The organism is Gottfriedia sp. NPDC057948, assembly GCF_042887255.1.
In the GTDB taxonomy this organism is placed as follows: domain Bacteria; phylum Bacillota; class Bacilli; order Bacillales; family Bacillaceae_G; genus Gottfriedia.
Window position 1 is genome coordinate 1 of sequence record NZ_JBHVPN010000030.1, and the last position, 23,612, is coordinate 23,612.

At 33.6% G+C, this 23,612-nt stretch carries 23 protein-coding genes; 16 read left to right on the forward strand and 7 right to left on the reverse strand.

The window, feature by feature from the left end:
* Window positions 1-419: 419 nt before the first annotated feature.
* The 6 genes from gyrA to dnaA form a co-directional block, all read right to left on the reverse strand.
* A complete protein-coding gene (gene gyrA / locus ACFVRR_RS23515; RefSeq protein WP_387333171.1) occupies window positions 420-2,930 on the reverse strand; it encodes a DNA gyrase subunit A in 2,511 nt (836 codons plus the stop codon).
* A gap of 72 nt (window positions 2,931-3,002) precedes the next feature.
* The gene (gyrB, locus tag ACFVRR_RS23520) at window positions 3,003-4,925 is read right to left on the reverse strand and encodes a DNA topoisomerase (ATP-hydrolyzing) subunit B (RefSeq protein ID WP_387333173.1); all 1,923 of its coding nucleotides are present in this window, start codon (window positions 4,923-4,925) and stop codon (window positions 3,003-3,005) included.
* 96 nt (window positions 4,926-5,021) lie between these two features.
* A complete protein-coding gene (gene recF, locus ACFVRR_RS23525; protein WP_387333150.1) occupies window positions 5,022-6,143 on the reverse strand; it encodes a DNA replication/repair protein RecF in 1,122 nt (373 codons plus the stop codon).
* 17 nt (window positions 6,144-6,160) lie between these two features.
* Window positions 6,161-6,379, reverse strand: coding sequence for a S4 domain-containing protein YaaA (gene yaaA, locus ACFVRR_RS23530; protein ID WP_387333152.1), 219 nt, complete (start codon window positions 6,377-6,379; stop codon window positions 6,161-6,163).
* A gap of 218 nt (window positions 6,380-6,597) precedes the next feature.
* Window positions 6,598-7,743 (reverse strand): DNA polymerase III subunit beta, encoded by a 1,146-nt coding sequence (gene dnaN, locus ACFVRR_RS23535; protein ID WP_387333153.1) that lies wholly within the window; start codon window positions 7,741-7,743, stop codon window positions 6,598-6,600.
* A gap of 156 nt (window positions 7,744-7,899) precedes the next feature.
* Window positions 7,900-9,246 carry a chromosomal replication initiator protein DnaA gene (gene dnaA, locus ACFVRR_RS23540; protein ID WP_098429559.1) on the reverse strand — a complete coding sequence of 449 codons (1,347 nt, stop codon included), beginning with the start codon at window positions 9,244-9,246 and terminating at the stop codon, window positions 7,900-7,902.
* Window positions 9,247-9,991: 745 nt separating this feature from the next.
* Between dnaA and rpmH the strand changes: the two genes are divergently transcribed.
* The 10 genes from rpmH to ACFVRR_RS23590 all read left to right on the forward strand — a co-directional run bounded on the left by rpmH (window position 9,992) and on the right by ACFVRR_RS23590 (window position 18,953).
* A complete protein-coding gene (gene rpmH, locus ACFVRR_RS23545; RefSeq protein ID WP_056467137.1) occupies window positions 9,992-10,126 on the forward strand; it encodes a 50S ribosomal protein L34 in 135 nt (44 codons plus the stop codon).
* A gap of 141 nt (window positions 10,127-10,267) precedes the next feature.
* On the forward strand, window positions 10,268-10,648 hold the full coding sequence (gene rnpA / locus ACFVRR_RS23550; protein WP_387333156.1) for a ribonuclease P protein component: 381 nt from the start codon (window positions 10,268-10,270) through the stop codon (window positions 10,646-10,648).
* 39 nt (window positions 10,649-10,687) lie between these two features.
* Window positions 10,688-11,473, forward strand: a complete 786-nt coding sequence (gene spoIIIJ, locus ACFVRR_RS23555) for a YidC family membrane integrase SpoIIIJ (protein ID WP_069033639.1) — start codon at window positions 10,688-10,690, stop codon at window positions 11,471-11,473.
* Entirely contained in the window at window positions 11,470-12,108 is a 639-nt protein-coding gene (gene jag / locus ACFVRR_RS23560) for an RNA-binding cell elongation regulator Jag/EloR (protein WP_387333158.1), read from the forward strand. Before spoIIIJ ends, jag begins: the two co-directional genes overlap by 4 nt.
* 166 nt (window positions 12,109-12,274) lie before the next feature.
* Window positions 12,275-13,651 carry a tRNA uridine-5-carboxymethylaminomethyl(34) synthesis GTPase MnmE gene (gene mnmE / locus ACFVRR_RS23565; RefSeq protein ID WP_387333160.1) on the forward strand — a complete coding sequence of 459 codons (1,377 nt, stop codon included), beginning with the start codon at window positions 12,275-12,277 and terminating at the stop codon, window positions 13,649-13,651.
* Between the two features lie 20 nt (window positions 13,652-13,671).
* On the forward strand, window positions 13,672-15,558 hold the full coding sequence (gene mnmG, locus ACFVRR_RS23570) for a tRNA uridine-5-carboxymethylaminomethyl(34) synthesis enzyme MnmG (protein ID WP_097976418.1): 1,887 nt from the start codon (window positions 13,672-13,674) through the stop codon (window positions 15,556-15,558).
* Between the two features lie 21 nt (window positions 15,559-15,579).
* Complete coding sequence (gene rsmG / locus ACFVRR_RS23575; protein WP_387333162.1) at window positions 15,580-16,299, forward strand: 16S rRNA (guanine(527)-N(7))-methyltransferase RsmG; 720 nt, start codon at window positions 15,580-15,582, stop codon at window positions 16,297-16,299.
* Between the two features lie 85 nt (window positions 16,300-16,384).
* Window positions 16,385-17,236, forward strand: a complete 852-nt coding sequence (gene noc / locus ACFVRR_RS23580) for a nucleoid occlusion protein (protein ID WP_387333164.1) — start codon at window positions 16,385-16,387, stop codon at window positions 17,234-17,236.
* A 126-nt stretch (window positions 17,237-17,362) separates the two neighbouring features.
* Window positions 17,363-18,124 (forward strand): ParA family protein, encoded by a 762-nt coding sequence (locus ACFVRR_RS23585; protein ID WP_025568951.1) that lies wholly within the window; start codon window positions 17,363-17,365, stop codon window positions 18,122-18,124.
* Entirely contained in the window at window positions 18,117-18,953 is an 837-nt protein-coding gene (locus ACFVRR_RS23590) for a ParB/RepB/Spo0J family partition protein (protein ID WP_387333166.1), read from the forward strand. Before ACFVRR_RS23585 ends, ACFVRR_RS23590 begins: the two co-directional genes overlap by 8 nt.
* A gap of 105 nt (window positions 18,954-19,058) precedes the next feature.
* Here the strand turns inward: ACFVRR_RS23590 and yyaC are convergent, their stop codons facing one another.
* Window positions 19,059-19,646 (reverse strand): spore protease YyaC, encoded by a 588-nt coding sequence (gene yyaC / locus ACFVRR_RS23595; protein WP_049813552.1) that lies wholly within the window; start codon window positions 19,644-19,646, stop codon window positions 19,059-19,061.
* Between the two features lie 194 nt (window positions 19,647-19,840).
* On the opposite strand from yyaC, the gene ACFVRR_RS23600 reads away from it, so the two are divergent.
* From ACFVRR_RS23600 to rpsR, 6 genes are all read left to right on the forward strand, one after another.
* Complete coding sequence (locus tag ACFVRR_RS23600) at window positions 19,841-20,737, forward strand: mechanosensitive ion channel family protein (RefSeq protein ID WP_387333168.1); 897 nt, start codon at window positions 19,841-19,843, stop codon at window positions 20,735-20,737.
* Window positions 20,738-20,774: 37 nt separating this feature from the next.
* Window positions 20,775-20,972, forward strand: coding sequence for a DUF951 domain-containing protein (locus ACFVRR_RS23605; RefSeq protein ID WP_056467168.1), 198 nt, complete (start codon window positions 20,775-20,777; stop codon window positions 20,970-20,972).
* Between the two features lie 163 nt (window positions 20,973-21,135).
* Window positions 21,136-22,236, forward strand: a complete 1,101-nt coding sequence (ychF, locus tag ACFVRR_RS23610) for a redox-regulated ATPase YchF (RefSeq protein WP_335484545.1) — start codon at window positions 21,136-21,138, stop codon at window positions 22,234-22,236.
* Between the two features lie 129 nt (window positions 22,237-22,365).
* Entirely contained in the window at window positions 22,366-22,656 is a 291-nt protein-coding gene (gene rpsF / locus ACFVRR_RS23615; protein WP_025568958.1) for a 30S ribosomal protein S6, read from the forward strand.
* 34 nt (window positions 22,657-22,690) lie between these two features.
* On the forward strand, window positions 22,691-23,176 hold the full coding sequence (gene ssb / locus ACFVRR_RS23620; protein ID WP_335409248.1) for a single-stranded DNA-binding protein: 486 nt from the start codon (window positions 22,691-22,693) through the stop codon (window positions 23,174-23,176).
* A gap of 79 nt (window positions 23,177-23,255) precedes the next feature.
* Window positions 23,256-23,489, forward strand: coding sequence for a 30S ribosomal protein S18 (gene rpsR, locus ACFVRR_RS23625; protein ID WP_056467298.1), 234 nt, complete (start codon window positions 23,256-23,258; stop codon window positions 23,487-23,489).
* The last annotated feature ends 123 nt before the right edge of the window (window positions 23,490-23,612 follow it).

Here is a 23,612-nt window from a genome sequence, read left to right on the forward strand (position 1 = left end):
AAACTCTCCATAAAAGTTAAGTTTAAATCTTGTATTGCTCAAAAAACTAATAATTGACGTTTACTTCATGTTTTGTTTAGTTTTCAAAGTTCATTTTGTCGTCCGTATCTCTTGGCGACTTCTATATAATAACAAATCCAACAACCTTGGTCAATAGTTTTTATAAAATAATTTCAAAAAAATATATTAATTAAATTTCAGGCGAAAAACCTATCATTTTGGCGATTGCTGTATTAACTAAAATATTAATATCGTAAATATATTTATCTAAATACTATTGAAAAGATAATAATCTAATTCAACAAATGTATTTTCATGATATCTATATTCCTTCCAATCGCATTTGAAACGTAATCAACTCTTCTATTAGATAAATACAAATAAAGAGAGAACTTATTTGTTCTCTCTTTACTAATCATCTATTCCTCTGTTGTTTCAGTAGTATCTTCGCTTTCTAGAGATAATGATTCAGCTTCGTTGTCTGCTTCATCTTCAGTTTCAACTTCCTCTTCTTTAGCTGCAATAGCAACAGTAGCAACATGACCTTCTTGATCTAATTTAATTAATTTTACACCTTGTGTAACACGCCCTAAACGTGAGATTTGATCAATTGGCATACGAATGATTACACCAGATTCAGTAATTAACATTAAATCTTCTTCATCACTTACACATTTTAATGAAATCATTTTACCATTTTTCTCTGTAACATTAAGTGTTTTTAGACCTTTTCCTCCACGACTTTGAATACGGTACTCTTCTTGAGCAGTTCGTTTACCAAATCCGTGTTCTGTAACTACTAGAATATCTAAGTGTTCCTCAACTACTTCCATCCCTACAACATAATCATCGTCAGAAAGTGTAATTGCTTTAACACCTGTAGCTGTTCTACCCATAGATCTAACATCTTCTTCATTAAAACGGATAATCATACCTTTTGATGTACCTACTACTATATCTTTTGTACTATCAGTTAAACGTACAGAGATTACATCATCATCTTCTTTTAAATTAATGGCGATTAATCCGTTTGTACGAATATTTGCGAAAGCAGATAATGGAACACGCTTTGCAATACCTTGTTTAGTAGTAAAGAATAAATACCAGTCATCTAAAAATTCACTAACTGGGATTATAGCATTTATACTTTCATCCTTATCAATTTCTAGTAAGTTTACAATTGGAAGTCCTTTAGCAGTACGGCTATATTCAGGGATTTCATAACCTTTAGAACGATATACTTTTCCTTTGTTTGTAAAGAATAAAATCGTATCATGAGTCGAAGTGGTTAGTAAATGTTCTAGGAAATCATCATCATTTGTTCCCATTCCTTGAATACCTCGGCCACCTCTACGTTGAGAACGATAAGTAGAAATTGGTAATCGTTTGATATATCCATTATGCGTTAAGCTAACGATAATGTTTTCTACTGGAATTAAATCTTCATCTTCGATCATTTCAACTCCACCAGGAACAATTGCAGTTCTACGTTTATCATTATATTGTTCTTTTAATTGAGTTAACTCTTCACGAATAATTTCAAGAACACGCTCTTCATCTGCAAGAATAGCCTTCAATTCTGCAATTAATTTAATTAATTCTTGATATTCTTCTTCAATTTTTTCACGTTCTAAACCAGTTAAGCGTTGTAACCTCATATCTAAAATTGCTTGAGCTTGTTTTTCTGATAAAGAGAATGTTTCCATTAAACCATTCTTAGCAATTTCTCCAGTTTGCGAAGCTCTAATTAAGCTAATTACTGCATCTAAATGATCTAAAGCTACTTTTAAACCTTCTAAAATATGTGCACGAGCTTCTGCTTTTTCTAATTCAAATTTAGTTCTACGTTTAATAACTTCAATTTGATGATCTAGGTAATGTTTTAAGCAGCTTTTTAAAGATAAAACTTTAGGTTCGCCGTTAACTAGCGCTAAAAGGTTTATACCAAAGCTTGTTTGTATAGCAGTTTGTTTATATAAATTATTTAATAATACATTTGCATTTGCATCTCTTCTTACTTCAATGACAATACGCATACCGTTTCTGTCGGATTCATCTCGAAGGTCTGTAATACCATCAATTTTTTTGTCACGAACCAGTTCTGCAATTCGCTCTACTAACTTCGCTTTATTTACTTGATATGGTAATTCAGTAACGATAATTGTTTGTCTTCCGTTAGCTTTTTCTTCAATTTCAACTTTACCTCTGATAATAATAGAGCCTTTACCAGTTTCATAAGCTTTACGAATCCCAGATTTACCTAGAATCATTCCTGAAGTAGGGAAGTCAGGTCCTTGAATATATTCCATAAGTTCCTGAGTAGTAAGTTCAGGATCTTTACTTAAAGCAAGAACACCATCAATTATCTCGCCTAATTGGTGTGGTGGAATATTTGTAGCCATACCAACCGCAATACCTGTAGCACCGTTAACAAGTAAGTTAGGAAAACGAGCTGGTAAAACAATTGGTTCTCGTTCAGATCCATCATAATTATCTTGGTAATCAATTGTATTTTTATTAATATCACGGATTAATTCCATTGAAATTTTAGACATTCTAGCTTCTGTATAACGCATTGCCGCTGCAGCATCTCCGTCTACTGAACCAAAGTTCCCATGGCCATCTACAAGCATATAGCGGAAGTTAAAATCTTGCGCCATTCGTACCATCGTTTCATAAACCGCAGCGTCACCATGTGGATGATACTTACCAATTACTTCACCAACAATACGAGCTGATTTTTTATAAGCTTTTTCTGCCGTCATGCCTAAATCATTCATCGCATATAAGATTCTTCGGTGTACAGGCTTTAAGCCATCTCTAACATCCGGTAATGCTCGCGATACAATTACACTCATTGCATAATCTAGGAAGGAATTACGCATCTCATTACTAATGTTAATTTCTTTGATTTGTTGATTTTCGTTCAACATCGGCACCTCCCTTTATTTTACGTTTCTATGTACGAAAAGGAGCATGATTGCTCCTTTTATATTTACTTATTAAATATCTAAATTCTTTACGTACTTAGCATTGTCTTGAATAAAATTACGTCTTGGTTCTACTTTTTCACCCATCAATGTTTCAAACGTTTCGTCCGCTTCAATTGCGTCTTGAAGATTTACTTGAAGTAGCGTTCTTGTTTCAGGGTTCATTGTTGTTTCCCATAATTGTTCAGGGTTCATCTCTCCTAAACCTTTATATCGTTGGATAACTGGTTTTGGTACCGCAGATAAATTTGAAAGTATTTCTTCCATTTGCTTATTATTATAAGCGTATTGGACTTTCTTACCTTGCTGAATTTTAAATAAAGGTGGTTGAGCAATATAAATATATCCACTCTCAATAATTTGACGCATATATCGATATAAGAACGTTAACAATAAAGTACGGATATGCGCTCCATCAACATCGGCATCAGTCATTATGATAATTTTATGGTACCGTGCTTTTTCAATATTGAATTCTTCACCAATTCCTGTACCAAAAGCAGTAATCATTGAACGTACTTCATTATTTGATAAGATTTTATCTAAACGAGCTTTTTCAACATTTATGATTTTCCCACGTAACGGTAATATTGCTTGGAAATGACGATCACGACCTTGTTTTGCGCTTCCTCCAGCTGAGTCACCCTCTACGATATAAATCTCACTAATAGATGAATCTTTTGAAGAGCAATCAGCTAATTTCCCGGGCAAACTTGAAACTTCTAATGCACTTTTTCTTCTTGTTAATTCACGTGCTTTTTTTGCAGCCATACGTGCTCTAGCAGCCATTAAACCTTTTTCAACTATTTTTCGAGCCTCAGTTGGGTTTTCTAATAAGAATTTATCTAACTTCTCACCAAAAACTTGCTCAGTGATAGTACGAACTTCACTATTACCTAGCTTTGTTTTTGTTTGCCCTTCAAATTGGGGATCTGGATGTTTAATAGAAACGATCGCTGTTAAACCTTCACGTACATCTTCACCAGATAAATTACTATCTTGTTCTTTAATTAATCCGTTTTTACGTCCATAATCATTTATTACTCTCGTTAAGGCAGTTTTAAATCCAACTTCATGTGTACCACCTTCATGAGTATTAATATTATTTGTGAATGAGTAGATATTACTTGTATAGCTCTCGTTATATTGAAGAGCAATCTCAACAGTTATACCATCTTTTTCACCGATAACAAAAATCGGTTCTTCGTGAATAACTTCTTTTGAACGATTTAAATGTTCAACATAAGATTTAATTCCACCTTCATAGTGGTACTCTTTCTTTTGATTATTTTCTCTGCGGTCTTCGATTGTTAAACGTAGACCTCGATTTAAAAAAGCAAGTTCTCTTAAGCGATTTGCTAGAGTATCAAATTCATACACTGTCGTTTCAGTAAAAATTTCTTCATCTGGTTTAAAATGTGTAATAGTACCTGTTATTTCTGATTCACCAACAATGCTCATATCAGCCACAGGAACACCTTTTGCAAACTGTTGGTAGTAAATATTACCCTCACGATGAACATGGACTTCTAATAAAGTAGAAAGAGCATTAACAACCGAAGCACCAACTCCGTGTAATCCACCTGATACTTTATATCCGCCACCGCCGAATTTACCTCCAGCATGTAGTACTGTCATAATTACTTCTAATGCAGGTCTTCCCATTTTCTCATGTATACCTACTGGAATTCCACGACCATTATCTTTAACAGTAATACTGTTGTCCTCTTCTATAATGACATTGATTTCATCACAATATCCTGCTAATGCTTCATCAATACTATTATCAACAATTTCCCAAACTAAATGATGTAATCCTTTTCCGCTTGTTGAACCGATATACATTCCTGGTCTTTTACGAACAGCTTCTAGGCCTTCCAGAACTTGTATTTGGCTTTCATCATAATTTTGTTCTTGCATTTGCTTCTGATCCATTGTCATGAACACTCACCTACTTTTCTTATTTTACATAAAAGAATCTATAAATTTTAGCTATGCTTATTAGGCGGCTTAGTGATTTTAAAAATTTACTTATTGAGAATCATTTACTATTGTTCCATGTGAAACATTTATAATATTAGCTTGTTTTATCGTTTCGTGCTGAATTCCGTCGACACTTGTTGTTGTGACAAAAGTCTGTACTTTATTTTGAATTGCATTTAATAAATGTGTTTGACGATAGTCATCTAGCTCTGAAAGAACATCATCTAATAAAAGTATAGGATATTCTCCAACTTCCTCCTTAATCAGTTCAATTTCTGCTAGTTTTAATGAAAGAGCTGTTGTCCGCTGCTGTCCTTGCGATCCAAAAGTTTGAACGTTTTTATCATTTACCATAAAAACTAGGTCATCTCTATGCGGACCAAGCAATGTAGTACCTCTTGATACTTCACGCTCTTTTTCAGCTTCGAATTGTTTTATGTACTCATCTTCCATTTTCGTCAAATGTGTTAAATCTGATACATTAATGCTTGGTTTATATATAATTTCTAGCTTTTCGGTCTCTCTAGAAATTTGACTATGAATAGGCGATGCCCAATCCTGTAGTAATTTGATGAACGAAATTCGTTTTTCAATTATTTTTACGGCATGTTTTACAAGCTGAGATGTTAGGACTTCAAGCATTAAATAGTTCCGATCTCGGCTAGTTTGTAATGTTTTTAGTAGTGAATTTCGCTGTTGGAGGATTCTTTGGTACTGACTCAGTTCATGTAGGTAAACAGGCGAAACTTGTCCTAGTTCCATATCTAGGAATTTACGACGCACTTGCGGACTACCTTTTACTAAGTGTAAATCTTCCGGTGCAAACATAACGACATTCATCACGCCTATATATTGACTTAACTTCATCTGTTCAAGATGGTTCAGCTTTGCTTTCTTACCTTTCTTTGAGAGGATTAGCTGTAGTGTTACTTGCTGATTTTTTTTCTGTAACGTACCCTTTATTGTACCATATTCTTCATCCCAACGTATCATTTCTTTGTCATTACTTGTTCGATGAGACTTTGTTAAAGCTAGCACATAAATGGATTCCATTAAATTTGTTTTACCTTGAGCATTCTCACCAATAATGACATTAACATTATTTTGAAAATTTAATTCAAGTTTTTCATAATTACGATATTGTTTTAGTTGTAAATCTTTAATATACAATGGGATTCCCCCAAAACTTATGAAGTTATAATATACGAACCTTTTCCAGTTATAGAAATTGTATCATTTAGGACTAATTTTTTTCCTCTTCTGTTCTCAGGTTCATTGTTCACAAAAATTTCATGCTCCGATAGAAACCATTTAGCCATTCCGCCTGTATCAATTACACCCGCAAGCTTTAAAAATTGACCTAATGTAATATACTCTGTACTTATTTTAACTTTTTCTGTTTTCATTTTTTATCACCCTCATTTATCCATTCCTTAATTGTACTAAACTTCTGTAAGAAAAAAAACACTTAACCCTTATTTTGTCTATTAAGTACAAAAAGACTGACCTAAATGTACTATGCACTCCCCAAACAAATTTGTAGAATAAATTCCTTATTCATTCTGCTGGTTGGAGATTGCTAGTACATTCTATTAGGTCAGCCCCTTTCGATCGTATTTACTAACTAGTATGTGCGAACTGGTAAAATTAATTGCAATGTTCTTGAATCATTTACAGTACGAATTAAAAATGGTCTCATAGCCCCCGTAAATTGAATATAAATTTCTGGGCTTTCAATTGCTTTTAATGCATCCATAACATATTTCGCACTAAAAGAAATTTTTAACTCTTCGCCTTTAATATCCTCGCAAACAATTTCGTCTACTACTTTACCGATTTCAGGAGAATACGAAGAAACATTGACCACTGAATTACCAACCGTTTCTAAGTGAACAACATTATTTCTACCTTCCCTTGCTAATAAAGAAGCACGATCAATAGCTTGTAAGAATTCTTTCGTCATTACAGTTAGTTCCGTTTTACTTTCACTTGGAATTAACTTTGATGTATCCGGATAATTTCCTTCTAATAATCGGGTAAAGAATAATAGATGTTTTGTCTTAAATAAAGCTTGATGTTCTGTTAAGACGATTTCAACTTTTTCATCATTGTCATCTAGAATTTTACTTAATTCATTTAGACTTTTCCCAGGAATTACTACGCTAGCTTTAAATTCACTTGTTGTAGAGCTTCCGTCAATTTTAGCCTGTCTTAAAGCTAGTCGGTGGCTATCTGTCGCTATACATGTTAGATCACCATTTTCAATTTTCCAGTTTACACCGGTTAAAATTGGTCTAGTTTCTGAAGTTGATACTGCAAAAACTGTTTGACGAATCATAAATTTTAATAAATCTGCAGAAATAGAAATTGTTTCATGTTCTTCAATTTGAGGAAGTAGTGGATATTCCTCAGAATCAAAGCCATTTAAGCTAAATTCAGTTTTTCCGGCTTTTATTGTTGTTACATGATTATTATCAGACTCTAGTTCGACAAAATCTGAAGGTAATTTTTTTACAATATCACTAAAATATCGAGCATTTAATACAATGCTTCCAGTTTGTTTTACATCAACTAGTTGTTGGTCATCCAATACTGTTGGTAAATAAGATTCTATAGATATATCTGAATCACTACCTGTGAAAGTTAGTCCTTCATTTGTAACGACTAGTTTAATACCAGTTAAGATTGGAATAGTTGTTCTTGATGAAACAGCTCTCATAACCTCTTGTACAGCTTTAACAAGATGATCTTTTTGTACAGTAAATTTCATTGTTTGTACTCCTTATATAATTTATAAAATAATATAGTAATAGTAGTAGGGCCTGTGAATTTGTGGATAACTCTATTTTATTAAAGAAAAATAAGTCTATCAACATGTGGATAGACTGTGTAAAAAAGAGAGAAAGTTATGCACAGGTAAATAACTCTACTGATTTAATTTTTCATTGATTTCTTTAATTTGAGATTGCAGCTGTGAGTCAGTTTCAACTAATTTTGAAATTTTTTCATGCGCATGAATAACTGTTGTATGATCTCGGCCTCCAAACTCTTCTCCTATTTTAGGTAAAGAATGGTCTGTAAGCTCTCTTGAAAGATACATTGCAATCTGTCTTGGGAAGGCTACAGATTTTGTGCGTTTCTTTGCTTTAAAATCCTCTAATTTAATACTAAAAAATTCTCCAACTGTTCGTTGAATGTCATGTATTGATACTATTTTAGGCTTCGTCGCTGTAATTAAATTCTTTAAGGCTTCAGCGGCCACACTAGCGTTTATATCCTTGTTAATTAACGATGAATAAGCGACTACTCGAATAAGAGCTCCTTCTAATTCACGTATATTCGTATCAATTTGATTTGCAATATATAACATTACCTCATTTGGAATATCTAACCCCTCGGCCTTAGCCTTTTTACGTAAAATCGCGATCCTAGTTTCTAAATCTGGTGGTGTGATATCCGTAATAAGGCCCCATTCAAATCGTGAGCGAAGTCGATCTTCTAATGTAGGAATTTCTTTAGGTGGTCGGTCACTTGAGATAATGATTTGTTTACTTTCTTCATGAAGAGTATTAAACGTATGGAAAAATTCTTCCTGTGTTTGTTCTTTTCCAGCTAAGAACTGAATATCATCTATAAGTAGTACGTCTACATTACGATATTTATTTCTAAATTCAATTGCTTTATTATCACGAATTGAATTAATGAACTCATTTGTAAACTTTTCTGATGATAAATAAACGACTTTGGCATTTGGATTATGCTCAAGTACATAGTGTCCAATTGCGTGCATTAAGTGGGTTTTTCCTAACCCAACGCCCCCATATATAAATAATGGGTTATAGGCTTTTGCAGGTGCCTCAGCAACCGCTAATGATGCTGCATGGGCGAAACGGTTACCTGAACCAATTACGAAAGTATCAAAAGTGTATTTAGGGTTTAACATACTTTGATTGAACTCTACTGGTTCCTCAAATTTTACTTTTGCTTTAACTGCCGGTATATTCATCTCTATTTCTTCTACATGATTTTGAGGAAGGATAAATTTAATTTCTAATTCAGCTCCAGTTATTTCTAAAACTGTATCCATTATCAATGATGAATACTTTGACTCAAGCCAATCACGGGCGAATTCATTTGGGGCAATAATTGTTAAAGTATCATTCTTTAAAGAAAATGCCTTTGTTGATTTTAGCCATGTTTCAAAGCTTGGTTTACTTATTTTTTTTTCTATTTCTGCTAGAACCCTGGACCACAGATCCCCTATATTCTCCAAACAGTAATCCCTCCTTACAAAGCTTGTTCAACTTTTGTACAAGCACACAAATTAAGTATTTATTTTTATTCATGTCTTTGAATATGCGTTATTTTATAAAACTGCAAAAAACCACTTTATTTGACAGTATTCACCCATGTGGATAACTTTAAAATGGTACAAGTGTAAAACCTGTCCACAAGTTATTAACATCTGTGGACAAATAAAAATAATAAACAACTTGTCCAAAGTGGAAAACAAATTAATAATATCAAAAATCTTTAGCTATTTCAATGAATAGTTAATGTTATCCACATGCTAATCCACTTGTTTAAAAAAATTGTCCACAGAAAAAGAACTTGTGTAAAAGTTGTCGGTAACTGTTGTGGGTAAAAAATGTGTTGAAAAATATTATCCACAGAGCACTTAACAATTTTAAGAAAAGGGAAAGTAGTAGTTTTTTGTAGATTTTTTTATTCACTTAAAAGCACGTTTCAAAAAATCTTTCGACACCATATTTTTGCTCGAATTAATCGTTTATAAATTTATTGGAGGGAAATGATAGGAGTAAATCACATTTCTTTTATTAAATTGAGTGACTTTCTTTTATTTATTTCTGATTAAAACTCACTGGATCAACCATTCTTCACAAATTGGAAATAATTATTCATCATGATTTAACATCTTACATTGACATTAATAGTAGTTATTCTTTATAATTTATAGGACTGTCTATTACAGTAATTCCTCAGGGAGGTGTCATATAATGAAAAGAACATTTCAACCAAACAAACGTAAACGCAGCAAAGTACATGGTTTCCGTAGCCGTATGAGCACTGCAAATGGACGTAAAGTTCTAGCAGCTCGTCGTCGTAAAGGAAGAAAAGTATTATCTGCGTAGGCCACTGTCAACAGTGGTCTTTTTCACTAATAAGAAGGCCTTTTTTGCTTTTATGTCACAATTTGTAAGTAAAAAAGGCCTCATTTTTTATAAAAAAATTGTTATGATAATTGAAGGAATCATTTGAGGTGTCAGTAGAACATGAACAAGAAAAACAGAATAAAAAAGAATGCAGATTTTAGTCGCGTTTTTCAAAAGGGATCGTCAACTGCAAATCGACAATTTGTAATCTATACATTAAAAAAAGAAGATCAAAAGCAATTTCGTATAGGATTATCTGTTAGTAAGAAGTTAGGTAATGCTGTAGAGAGAAATCATATTAAGCGGTATATAAGACAAGCTCTTACTGAATTAAGTGATGATCTTCGTGTGAATATGGATTATGTTGTGATCGCAAGAAAGCCCTGTACTGAACTACCTTTTAATGAATTTAAAAAAAGTTTACTTCATGTGTTGAAAAGGGCGGAAGCGCTTAAAATACGTGATTCAAAACATAAATTAGATAAAAATCAAATTAAGTAATTACATATTTAAATGTAACTTCTTAAAGGAGGAACTAGTTTGAAGACTAAGAAGTACCAATTGCTAGTTACAGTTCTTTTACTAGTAGTCGTGTTAGCTGGGTGTTCGCAAACAAACCAACCGATTACATCTGAAAGTACGGGGATTTGGAATGAGTATTTCGTTTATCCACTATCATGGTTAATCACAGCTGTATCTAAAATTTTTGGTGGAAGTTATGGAATGTCGATTATCGTCGTAACACTTTTAATCCGTTTAGCATTACTACCGTTAATGATTAAACAAATTAAAAGCACGAAAGCGATGCAGTCAATCCAGCCTGAAATGGCCAAACTTAAAGAAAAATATTCTTCTAAGGACCAAAAAACTGTCCAAAAATTAAATGAAGAAACAATGAAGTTGTACCAACAACATGGTGTAAACCCACTATCTGGTTGTTTACCAATTTTTATTCAAATGCCAATCTTAATTGCTTTCTATCATGCAATTATGAGAACAATGGAAATTAAAGCCCATGACTTCTTATGGTTCCAATTAGGACATCCGGATCCAATTTATGCTTTACCAATCATCGCTGGTATTACAACTTTCATTCAACAAAAGGTATCAATGAGTACTGGTTCAATGACGGGACCTGCTGCTCAACAAATGAAAATCATGCTTTATGTTATGCCAATCATGATTTTAATATTTGCTGTTAGACTTCCATCTGCTTTAGCTTTATATTGGGTAGTTGGTAATACATTTATGATTCTTCAAACATTATTTGTTAATAGAGGTAATACTACCGTTAAAAATAACAATGTAGGAGGGGCTAGTAAGTGAGAGAAGTAACTGCTACTGGTCAAACAATCGAACAAGCAGTTCAAATAGCACTTCAGCAACTTAGTTCAACAGAAGAAGACGTAGAAATTACAGTAATCGAAGACGGCAAAAAAGGATTTTTAGGATTTGGTGCTAAACCTGCTAAAGTATTAGTTGTTAAAAAGAAGACTTTAATCGAAAAAGCATACGACTACCTTTTAAATATTGTTAAAAGTCTTGATGAAACTGCAGATATAAATTTCGAATTGCAAGGTACGAAGGAACAATCCTTCTTATTTACAGTAAAGGGTGATAAAGTTGCCCTTATTATTGGAAAAAGAGGTAATACTTTAAATGCTCTTCAATTCTTAGTTCAAACATTTGTAAATCGTCATTCAAAACAATTGATTCATGTTGTCGTTGACGCAGAGAATTATCGATTAAAACGTAAAGAGTCACTAGAAATTCTTGCAAAAAAGACTGCTCAAACAGTTTTAAAAACAAGAAAAGCGATCTCTTTAGAGCCAATGCCTTCTTTCGAAAGAAAAATAATACATCATATACTGACAGATATGCCAAATATCTCTACAAAGTCCGTAGGGCAAGATCCGCATCGTCAATTAGTTATAGATTTAAAGAAACCAATTAAGGGCTGAGCCTTAATTGGTTTTTTAATGTTCTTCATTCAAGTCATTTAAGTTTACTTGTACTTTCGTACGGTTATAATATAAAAACATTCAATTATAAAATTCTTTATGCTATGCTATAGATTTAGAAGTAACATGTTAACTTTAGTTTAACATGCTCCGAGGTGATTTTTTGATGGAATTCGATACAATTACAGCCATATCGACCCCAAAAGGCGAAGGTGCAATTGCCATCGTTCGATTAAGTGGCGATGAAGCTGTTCAAATAGCGAATAAATTATTTAAAGAAAAAGATTTAAATATAGTAGATTCACACACAATTCATTACGGACATTTAGTCGATCCAAGTTCCGGTAATACTGTTGAGGAAGTTATGGTCTCGATCTTAAGAGCACCAAAAACGTTTACACGTGAAGATGTTGTCGAAATAAATTGTCATGGTGGAATTTTTTCGGTTAACAAAGTACTTGAATTAGTACTATCACAAGGGGCTAGATTAGCGGAGCCTGGTGAATTTACAAAAAGAGCATTTCTTAATGGACGAATCGACCTATCTCAGGCAGAAGCAGTAATGGACTTAATTCGTTCAAAGACTGACAGGGCAATGGCGATCGCAATGAATCAAGTAGAAGGTCGATTGTCGAAGTTAGTTAATAGCTTAAGGCAAACATTACTTGAGATTTTAGCTCATATTGAAGTAAATATTGATTACCCTGAATATGATGATGTTGAAGAAATGACCAATACTGTTTTAATTGAAAAAGCAAAAATAGTTCGAGTTGAAATACAAAAACTGCTAGAAACATCAAAACAAGGTAAGATTTTACGTGAAGGACTATCTACTGTCATTATAGGTAGACCTAATGTTGGGAAATCGTCACTTTTAAACACACTAGTTCAGGAAAGCAAGGCAATTGTTACTGATATTCCAGGTACAACGCGTGATGTTATTGAAGAATACGTAAATGTAAAAGGTGTACCATTACGCCTAATAGATACAGCCGGTATTCGTGAAACTAAGGATGTTGTCGAAGCAATCGGTGTTGAAAGATCTAAAAAAGTATTGAATTTGGCTGATTTAGTTTTATTTGTTTTAAATAATAATGAGCAATTAATTGAAGAAGACCGTAAATTATTTGCCGAAATGAGCGGTAAAGATGTAATTGTGATCATTAACAAAACAGATTTGTCACAAAAGCTTGATCTGAATGAAGTAAAAGCTTTAGTTGGTAATGCTACAATTGTTACGACTTCCTTAAAAGAAGAAAAAGGAATTGATGATTTAGAAAAAGCAATAGCCAACTTATATTTTGAAGGGCAAATTGAGGCACAAGATTTAACTTATTTATCTAATGCTAGACATATTGCGCTATTAAAACAATCAGAACATACAATTAATGATGCAATTGAGGCAATGAAAAATGGTATGCCTATTGACTTAGTACAGATTGACTTAACAAGAGCATGGGAATTGTTAGGTGAAATCGTTGGTGATACAGTTCAGGAAAGTTTAATCAACCAGCTATTTTCTCAATTCTGTTTAGGAAAATAAAATGGTTAGGAGGAGAAAAAATGAGTTTTGAAGCAGGCAATTATGATGTAATCGTTATTGGAGCTGGTCATGCTGGATGTGAAGCCGGTTTGTCATCTGCTCGAATGGGTGCAAAAACATTAATGCTGACAATAAATCTCGATATGGTCGCATTTATGCCCTGTAACCCCTCAGTAGGTGGTCCTGCCAAGGGGATTGTTGTACGTGAAATTGATGCACTTGGCGGTGAAATGGGTCGAAATATCGATAAAACACATATTCAAATGAGAATGTTAAATACAGGTAAAGGTCCGGCAGTACGCGCATTGCGTGCTCAAGCGGATAAATTTGCTTATCAGCACGAATTAAAGAAAACCATTGAAAATACAGAGAATCTTACACTAAAGCAAGGTTTAGTAGAAAGATTAATTGTAGAAGATGGACAATGCACAGGTGTAATTACACAAACTGGTGCAATTTATCGTTCAAAGACAGTTGTCATTACAACTGGTACTTTCTTACGCGGAGAAATTATTGTAGGAGAATTAAAATATTCAAGTGGTCCTAATAATCAACAACCAGCAATTAAGCTTTCCGAGCACTTAGAGGAATTAGGAATTGAACTTGTTCGTTTTAAAACAGGTACACCTCCTCGTGTAAATAGTCATAGTATTGATTATTCAAAAACAGAAATACAACCTGGTGATGATGTACCTCGTGCATTTTCATTCGAAACAGAACCGGTTGAAACAGAACAAATTCCTTGTTGGTTAACTTATACAAGTGAAACTACACATCAAATCATCGACGATAACTTACACCGTTCGCCGATGTACTCTGGTATGATTAAAGGTACTGGGCCACGCTATTGTCCTTCTATTGAGGATAAAGTTGTTCGATTTAATGATAAACCGAGACATCAAATTTTCTTAGAGCCAGAAGGAAGAAATACTCAAGAAGTTTATGTACAAGGATTATCAACTAGTTTACCTGAAGATGTACAGGAAAAGATGCTTCGTTCGATTGCAGGTCTTGAAAATGTTCAAATGATGAGAACTGGATATGCAATTGAATATGATGCGATTGTACCCACTCAATTACGTCCAACATTGGAACTTAAGCAAATTAAGAACCTGTATACTGCTGGTCAAATTAACGGAACTTCGGGTTATGAAGAAGCAGCGGGTCAAGGTTTAATCGCAGGAATCAACGCTGCATGTCGTTCACTAGATAAAGAAGAGTTAATTTTAGATCGCTCTGAAGCTTATATTGGTGTTTTAATAGATGACCTAGTAACGAAAGGGACAAATGAACCATACCGTCTTCTTACTTCTAGAGCAGAATATCGATTATTATTACGTCACGATAATGCTGATTTACGTTTAACTAAAATCGGTCAAAGACTTGGTTTAATAAATGATGAAAGATATGCAGAGTTTGAACAAAAGAAAATGTTAATTGAAGAAGAAATAGAGCGTTTAAAAGCAACGCAATTAAGACCGACAAAAGAAGTGCAGGAATTAATTGCAAAAAATGGTGGTAGCGAACTGAAAGATGGCATTCGTGCAGCAGATCTTTTACGTCGTCCTGAAATGCTTTATGAACATATTCATCTTATTGCTCCATCTGAAAAAGACTTACATTCAGATGTTAAAGAGCAAGTTGAAATACAAATTAAGTACGAAGGTTATATTGAAAAATCATTAAATCAAGTAGAACGTATGAAAAGAATGGATTTAAAGAAAATCCCTGAAAATATCGATTATCAAGCTATTCACGGCCTTGCTACTGAGGCAAGACAAAAGCTTGAGCAAGTGCGTCCTCTATCAGTAGGTCAAGCTTCTCGTATATCTGGTGTTAATCCAGCAGATATTTCAATTCTACTTGTTTATTTAGAACAAGGAAAAATTGCAAGAATATCGAACTAATAATAGATAGGGGTATTACTAGTGAATAAAGAACAATTTATCGCTGCTCTTAAAGATAAAGGAATCCATTTGTCTGATTTTCAATTAAAACAATTTGACATATATTTCCACACATTAGTTGAGTGGAATAATAAAATGAATTTAACTGCTATTACAGAAGAAGACGAAGTATATTTAAAGCATTTTTATGATTCAATTAGCGCTGCTTTTTATTTCGACTTCGCTGATGAAATTACTTTATGTGACATTGGTGCAGGAGCGGGCTTCCCCTCTATCCCAATTAAAATATGTTTCCCATCTATCAAATTAACGATCGTAGACTCCCTTCAAAAAAGGATTACATTTCTAAACCATTTAGCGAAGGAATTACAATTAGAGAATGTATCATTTATTCATGATCGAGCAGAAACTTTTGCTAAAAGAACTGGTATGAGAGAATCTTTCGATGTTGTAACTGCTAGAGCAGTTGCTAGAATGTCTGTTTTAACTGAATTATGCTTACCACTTGTTAGACAAAATGGCCATTTTGTTGCACTTAAAGGTGCTGCTGGTCAAGACGAGTTGGAAAAAGCAAATTATGCTATAAAAACACTTGGTGGAGAAGTTAAATCAATTAATCACTTCACTCTCCCAAGCGAAGACAGTGATCGAAATATTGTTATAGTAGAAAAGAAACGTAAAACGCCAACTAAGTACCCTCGTAAACCGGGTACTCCTGGTAAAGAACCATTAGAGATTTAATATGATAAACTAACAAATGTTTCACGTGAAACATTTGTTATGTTTATTCTATTGTGAACGAAATTCTAAAAGGGTGGGAATCACATTGAAAAGCACATTATCTAGGTTATTTGGCTTATCAGAAAAAGAAATTAGTGATGATGTTCAAAATTCGGTTTCGAGTAATGAAGTTATTCGCCAAATTCCAGTATCGGACATTGTACCGAATCAGTATCAGCCTAGAACATTCTTTGATGATGAAAAAATTAAAGAACTAGCGCTAACGATTCGAACTCATGGTATTATTCAACCAATTGTTGTTAGGGAAATTAGACCAAACTTTTATGAAATAATTGCCGGGGAAAGAAGATTCAGAGCTGTTTCATCTTTAGGTTGGGATACAATTCCTGCAATTGTGAAAACGTTTAACGATACAGAGACTGCCTCCGTCGCTCTTATTGAAAATTTACAACGTGAAGAACTATCACCTTTTGAAGAAGCCGTAGCTTACCAAAAACTAATTGATTTACATAACTTAACTCAAGAGGCACTAGCTCAGCGACTAGGTAAAGGCCAATCGACTGTTGCAAATAAATTGAGATTGTTGAAACTTCCTGGGGAAATACAACAAGCATTATTGGATAAGTCGATTACGGAACGTCATGCACGAGCACTTATTCCATTAAAGTTGCCTCAATTACAAATTACTCTTCTTCACGAAATAATTGAAAAACAGTTGAATGTTAAACAAACAGAAGAACGAGTAGTTACATTACTTACAGAGAAAAAACCGAAGGCTAAACGCAAATTTAAGGCCATAAGTAAAGACATTAGAATTGCGATGAATACGATCCGCGAATCTTTACAAATGGTTACTAAAACAGGTATGAATATTGATAGTCAAGAAGAAGAAAATGATGACTATTACCAGATAACAATTAAAATACCAAAAAAATAAACATTAAATTCACCTCTTTTCAGTGGTGAATTTTTTTTTCATTTTTAAATCTAAGCACAACGATGAATCTATTCATGGTAAAATAGATAATAAGAATTGTTTGTTGTGGAAGGAGTAGATTACATAGTGGTTAAAGTAATCTCTATAGCTAATCAAAAAGGTGGTGTTGGTAAGACTACAACATCGGTTAATTTAAGTGCTTGTTTAGCTCATTTAGGAAAAAAAGTATTACTAGTCGATATAGATCCTCAAGGTAATGCAACTAGTGGTATTGGAATTGAAAAAGCTGATGTCAATCAGTGTGTTTACAATGTATTAGTTGATGATGTTGAGGCGAAAAATGTCATTTTAAACACTGCTATTCCAAATTTTGATATTATTCCAGCAACAATTCAACTTGCTGGAGCTGAAATTGAATTAGTACCTACTATTTCTAGAGAAGTACGATTAAAGCGTGCTTTAGATACAGTAAAAGGTAACTATGATTATATTTTAATAGATTGTCCTCCATCATTAGGTTTATTAACTTTAAACTCACTAACTGCTTCTGATTCAATTATAATTCCAGTTCAGTGTGAGTATTACGCACTTGAAGGTTTAAGTCAGCTATTAAGTACCGTACGTTTAGTACAAAAACATTTAAATAAAAATTTAGCAATTGAAGGCGTATTGTTAACAATGCTAGATGCTCGTACAAATTTAGGGCTCCAAGTTATAGAAGAAGTAAAAAAATATTTTCAAGATCGCGTCTATAAATCAATTATTCCAAGAAATGTACGCTTAAGTGAAGCACCAAGTCATGGTAAACCGATCATTACATATGATCCAAAGTCAAGAGGTGCAGAAGTATATCTCGATCTAGCAAAGGAAGTGATTGATAATGGCTAAAGGTTTAGGAAAAGGTATTGGAGCATTTTTTCAAGATATTAATCAACAAGAAGAGTTAGTCCAGGAAATTGATCTTAAAGAACTTAGACCTAATCCATACCAACCTCGCAAAGTGTTTGATGAGACTGCAATGTTAGAATTAACTCAATCAGTGATTGAACATGGGATTCTTCAACCAATCATTGCTAGAAAAAGCATAAAAGGTTTCCAAATCGTTGCTGGAGAAAGACGATATCGCGCTGCAAAAAATGCGGGTTTAAATACAGTTCCGGTTATTGTAAGAGATCTGACTGAAGAGCAAATGATGGAGTTAGCTGTATTAGAAAATTTACAGCGAGATGATTTAAATCCTCTTGAAGAAGCTGAAGCATATCAAACTTTAATTGAACAATTACACTTAACACAAGAACAACTGGCAAAGAAACTTGGGAAAAGTCGTCCACATATTGCTAACTATTTAAGAATTTTAACTTTACCTAATTCTGTTCAAAAAATGGTCGAAGAAGGCAAGCTCTCAATGGGACATGGAAGAGCACTTTTAGGACTAAAACGAAAAGGATTAATTGAGGGTACCGCACTAAAAGTAATTGAAAAAAACTTAAGCGTTCGTGAGGTTGAAACGTTAGTCAATGATCTAAATGAAAATGTTTCACGTGAAACATCAAAGAAAAATCCAACTAAAAACATATTTTTTAGTGAATATGAGGATCTTTTACAAGAAAAATTCGGAACGTCAGTTAAAATTAAATCGGCTAAAGATAAAGGGAAAATAGAAATCCAATTCTTTAACAAAGAGGATTTGGAGAGAATCCTTTCAATTATAAAATGAGTGACTCATAGGGAATATTAAATGTGTTGGCTTCCAATGCAGTTAATACTCCCTTTTTGTTTTTATCTAACCTTTTTTATAATTGAAAGTTAGGAAACTAGTATGTTAAAAATCTAATTGGCACGTAAATTTTCTTTCAGTTTCTTTAATTGAATTCGCAATAAACTTAGCCATTTTCATTACAAGGCTTAATCTAGTATTTTGTAGAACATAAAATTCCATAAAGCCACTAACATTTACAACACCGGTTAAGTTAATCTCGCCTACTAAAGGTAATTCTTTTTTCATTGCAGCCCCAGGTTTTAACGGACCATTGGATAAGCGCACGCTACCAATGCTTTTTACTCTGCCTAAACAGGCATCTACAGCAATGATAAAAGGGTTGTTATACTTGCCTTTAATTCTTTCAAGTTGTTCTGAAAGATTTAACGCATGAATTGGCTCATCAAGAGTACCATAATAATGAAACCTACTTAAGTTTAATTCTCCTAACATGGTTCCAACTAAAGGACCTAAAGAGTCTCCCGTAGAACGGTCAGTTCCGATACATACAAAAACAATTTCTTTAGTGTGTACACTTGGAAGCGACTTACATAAACGATCTGCAAATCTGTTAATAGCGTTTTCGTCATCTAGAAATACAGAATAATCATCCTTGAATAGGTTACGCAAAGGATTTGCTGAAAATTGCATAATATCGCCTACTTTTCATTTAAGAGAGTAGTATTAGTTTATGCAAAATTTAAATAATTTATACTTTCATCAAGCGATCTTCGTTATTAAATTAAACTATTATTACATTTGTTCATATTTGTAGTTTTAAAATGATAATTCGTTTAGTATTACGTTTGAAGTCACTTGAAAATAGATAGGGGGAAAAAGACAGTATGAATAATGCAGCAGATAAAATAGAAAATGCTGAAAAAGTAATAAAGAAAAGCATGCTAACTCCGGAACAATGGGACACAGTTTTAAATTCATCAATAAAAATAGCGCTAATTATTATCGTTTCAGTATTGGCTGTAAAACTCGGAAGAAAGTTAATCCGTAATCTCTTAAAGGTTAATGCTAGAGGACCGTTACAAGTATCAGAAAGAAGATCAGTAACACTTATTAAATTGATGGAAAATGTACTTGCATATGTAATATTCTTTATTGCTGTTTTGACGATTCTCCCGATATTTGGTGTGGAAATAAAAGGACTTTTAGTTGGAGCAGGGATTGGTGGCGTAGCAATTGGTTTTGGTGCACAAAGTTTAGTAAAAGATATTATTTCTGGATTTTTTATTTTGTTCGAAGATCAATTTTCAGTTGGTGACTACATTAGAGTCCAAACTTTCGAAGGAACAGTACTATCAATTGGTTTAAAAACAACTAAAATTAGAAGCGGAACTGGTGAGCTTCATATTATCCAAAATGGAATGATTACTGAAGTAACCAATTTTTCATTACATAATGCTGTGGCAATGGTCGATGTTAGTATTTCATATGAGGGCGATATTGAACATGCGCAAAATGTAATTGAAGAGCATTTAGAAACTATGCCAGCTAGATATGAAGAAATGGTAAAACCTCCAGAGTTTCTTGGGATACAAAACTTAGGACCATCTGAAGTAACATTACGAATCTCTTCAGAAGTTAGAGCGATGACACAGTTTAAAATCTCTAGAGCAATTCGAAAAGAAATTAAGGAAGTACTTGAAAGAAATAACATAGAAATTTCGTATCCAAAGATGGTATTATATAAACAACCAGAAACTAAAAATGAAAATGCGAATGTATAGTTTATATGCTACTATTTTAAGGAAGTGAAGTTTTTACATGGAAGAAAAAGAATTTAGCCTAAATGATATAGTAGAAATGAAAAAACCTCATCCTTGTGGAGTGAACAGATGGAAAATTATTCGAATGGGTATGGACATTCGATTAAAATGTGAGGGATGTGAGCATAGCGTTTTAATACCTCGCAGAGAGTTCACACGAAAATTAAAAAAGGTTTTAGTTCGATCTGAAGAGTAGGACGATTTTTAAATCAATGGGTATCTAGTAGAGCAATTTGAAGGATCGCTCATATTAGATACCTTTCGTATGTTTAGAATTAATATTCAGATTTTCTTGTTATTTTTTTTTGAAATCAATATAATTGTGAAAGATTAACTAAGTTCGTATAGGAGTGGAAAATATGCCATTAACAGCAGGAATCGTAGGATTACCAAACGTAGGAAAGTCGACATTATTTAATGCAATTACACAAGCGGGTGCTGAATCAGCAAACTATCCGTTTTGTACAATTGATCCAAACGTAGGTGTGGTAGAAGTACCAGATTACCGTTTAGTAAAATTAACTGAATTAGTTCAACCTAAAAAAACTGTTCCAACAACTTTTGAATTTACTGATATCGCAGGGATCGTGAAAGGTGCAAGTAAAGGTGAAGGGTTAGGAAATAAGTTTTTATCTCATATTCGTGAAGTGGACGCAATTTGCCAAGTAGTACGTTGTTTTGTAGATGATAATATTACTCACGTATCTGGAAAAGTAGATCCAATTGCAGATATTGAAACAATTAACTTAGAACTAATTCTTGCAGACTTAGAATCAGTTGAAAAACGTATTGATCGTGTAGCTAAATTAGCGAAACAAAAAGATAAAGATGCATCTTATGAACATGAAATTTTAGTAAAATTAAGAGACGCATTTGAAAATGACAAGCCAGCTCGTTCAGTAGAGTTTACGGAAGAGCAAATGAAAATAGTAAAAGGATTACACTTATTAACGACTAAGCCAATGCTTTACATCACTAATGTTGGCGAAGATGAAATCGCAGATGCTTCATCAAACGAATACGTTGAAAAAGTAAGAGAATTTGCAGCTAAAGAAGGTTCTCAAGTTATTGTAATTAGTGCAAAAATTGAAGAAGAAATTGCGGAGTTAGATGATGAAGAGAAACGTACATTCCTTCAAGAACTTGGAATTGAAGAATCGGGTTTAGATCAATTAATTCGTGCAGCTTATTCTTTATTAGGATTGGCAACTTATTTCACTGCAGGTGTACAAGAAGTAAGAGCTTGGACATTTAAAAAAGGCATGAAAGCTCCACAATGTGCTGGCGTAATTCATAGTGACTTCGAACGTGGCTTTATTCGCGCAGAAACAGTTTCTTTTGAAGATTTAGCGACTTATGGTAACATGACAGCATCAAAAGAAGCAGGTAAAGTACGTCTTGAAGGTAAAGAGTACATCGTACAAGATGGAGATGTAATGCATTTCCGATTTAATGTTTAATGAAATAGCAACTGAATTATTGATTTGCTATCTTAAAAAAACTATGCTATAATTTTAACTCGTGAGTGATTAATTAAATTGCTCCTTGCCCTTAAGTGGGCCGTTAGACCAAAAGGAGGTGACATTGTGATGAATAAATACGAAATCATGTACATCGTTCGTCCAAACATGGAAGACGAAGCACAAAAAGCATTAGTTGAGCGTTTCAACGGCGTTTTAACTGAACAAGGTGCTGAAATCACAAACGTTAAAGAGTGGGGTAAACGTCGTTTAGCTTATGAAATTAACGATTTCCGTGATGGACACTACATGCTTGTAAACGTTTCTGCTAAGCCAGAAGCAGTACAAGAATTCGATCGTTTAGCGAAAATCAGCGAAGATATCATCCGCCATATCGTTATCCGTGAAGAAGAAAAATAATATTTTTTAAATGCTTTAGGGAGGTAGGAATCAGATGATCAATCGTGTTGTACTTGTAGGTCGCTTAACAAAGGATCCGGACTTACGTTATACACCAAGTGGGGTTGCCGTAGCAACATTTACTCTAGCGGTGAATCGTGCCTACTCAAATCAGCAAGGTGAAAGAGAAGCGGATTTTATTAACTGCGTTATCTGGAGAAAGCCTGCTGAAAACGTAGCAAATTTCTTGAAAAAAGGAAGCTTAGCTGGCGTTGAGGGTCGTATTCAAACTAGAAGTTTTGATGGTCAAGATGGTAAGAGAGTATATGTAACTGAAGTTGTAGCCGACTCTGTTCAATTCTTAGAACCAAGAAATGCATCAGGTAACCAAGGTGGTTCAGTCGGTATGAACCAACAAAATCAAGGTTTTAACGCTGGAAATCCTTTCGAAGCACCATCTCAAAAGCCTAGCTTTAATGATGATCCATTTGGTGGGACAAGCAAAACGATTGATATTACTGATGACGATCTTCCTTTCTAATAATAAAAACAGTGTAATGTTGAACGGTTAACATTACTAAAAAACTAATTTTAAGTAGAGGAGGGAAATAACAATGGCAATGGGTGGACGCAAAGGTGGACGTGCTAAACGTCGTAAAGTTTGTTACTTTACTTCAAACGGCATCACTACAATCGACTTCAAAGATACTGAGTTATTAAAACGTTTCGTTTCTGAGCGTGGTAAAATTTTACCTCGTCGTGTAACTGGTACTTCTGCGAAATACCAACGTAAATTAACGATTGCAATCAAACGCTCTCGTCAAATGGCTTTATTACCATACGTAGCTGAATAAGCTAAGTAATAAAAAGTACAGCATTCTCTAAAATGTACCCTTTGTAAAGGACATTGAAAAAGAGTCTATGCTGTTTTAAGGAGATGATTTCTGTATTGTACAGGGGTCATCTTCTTTAATTTC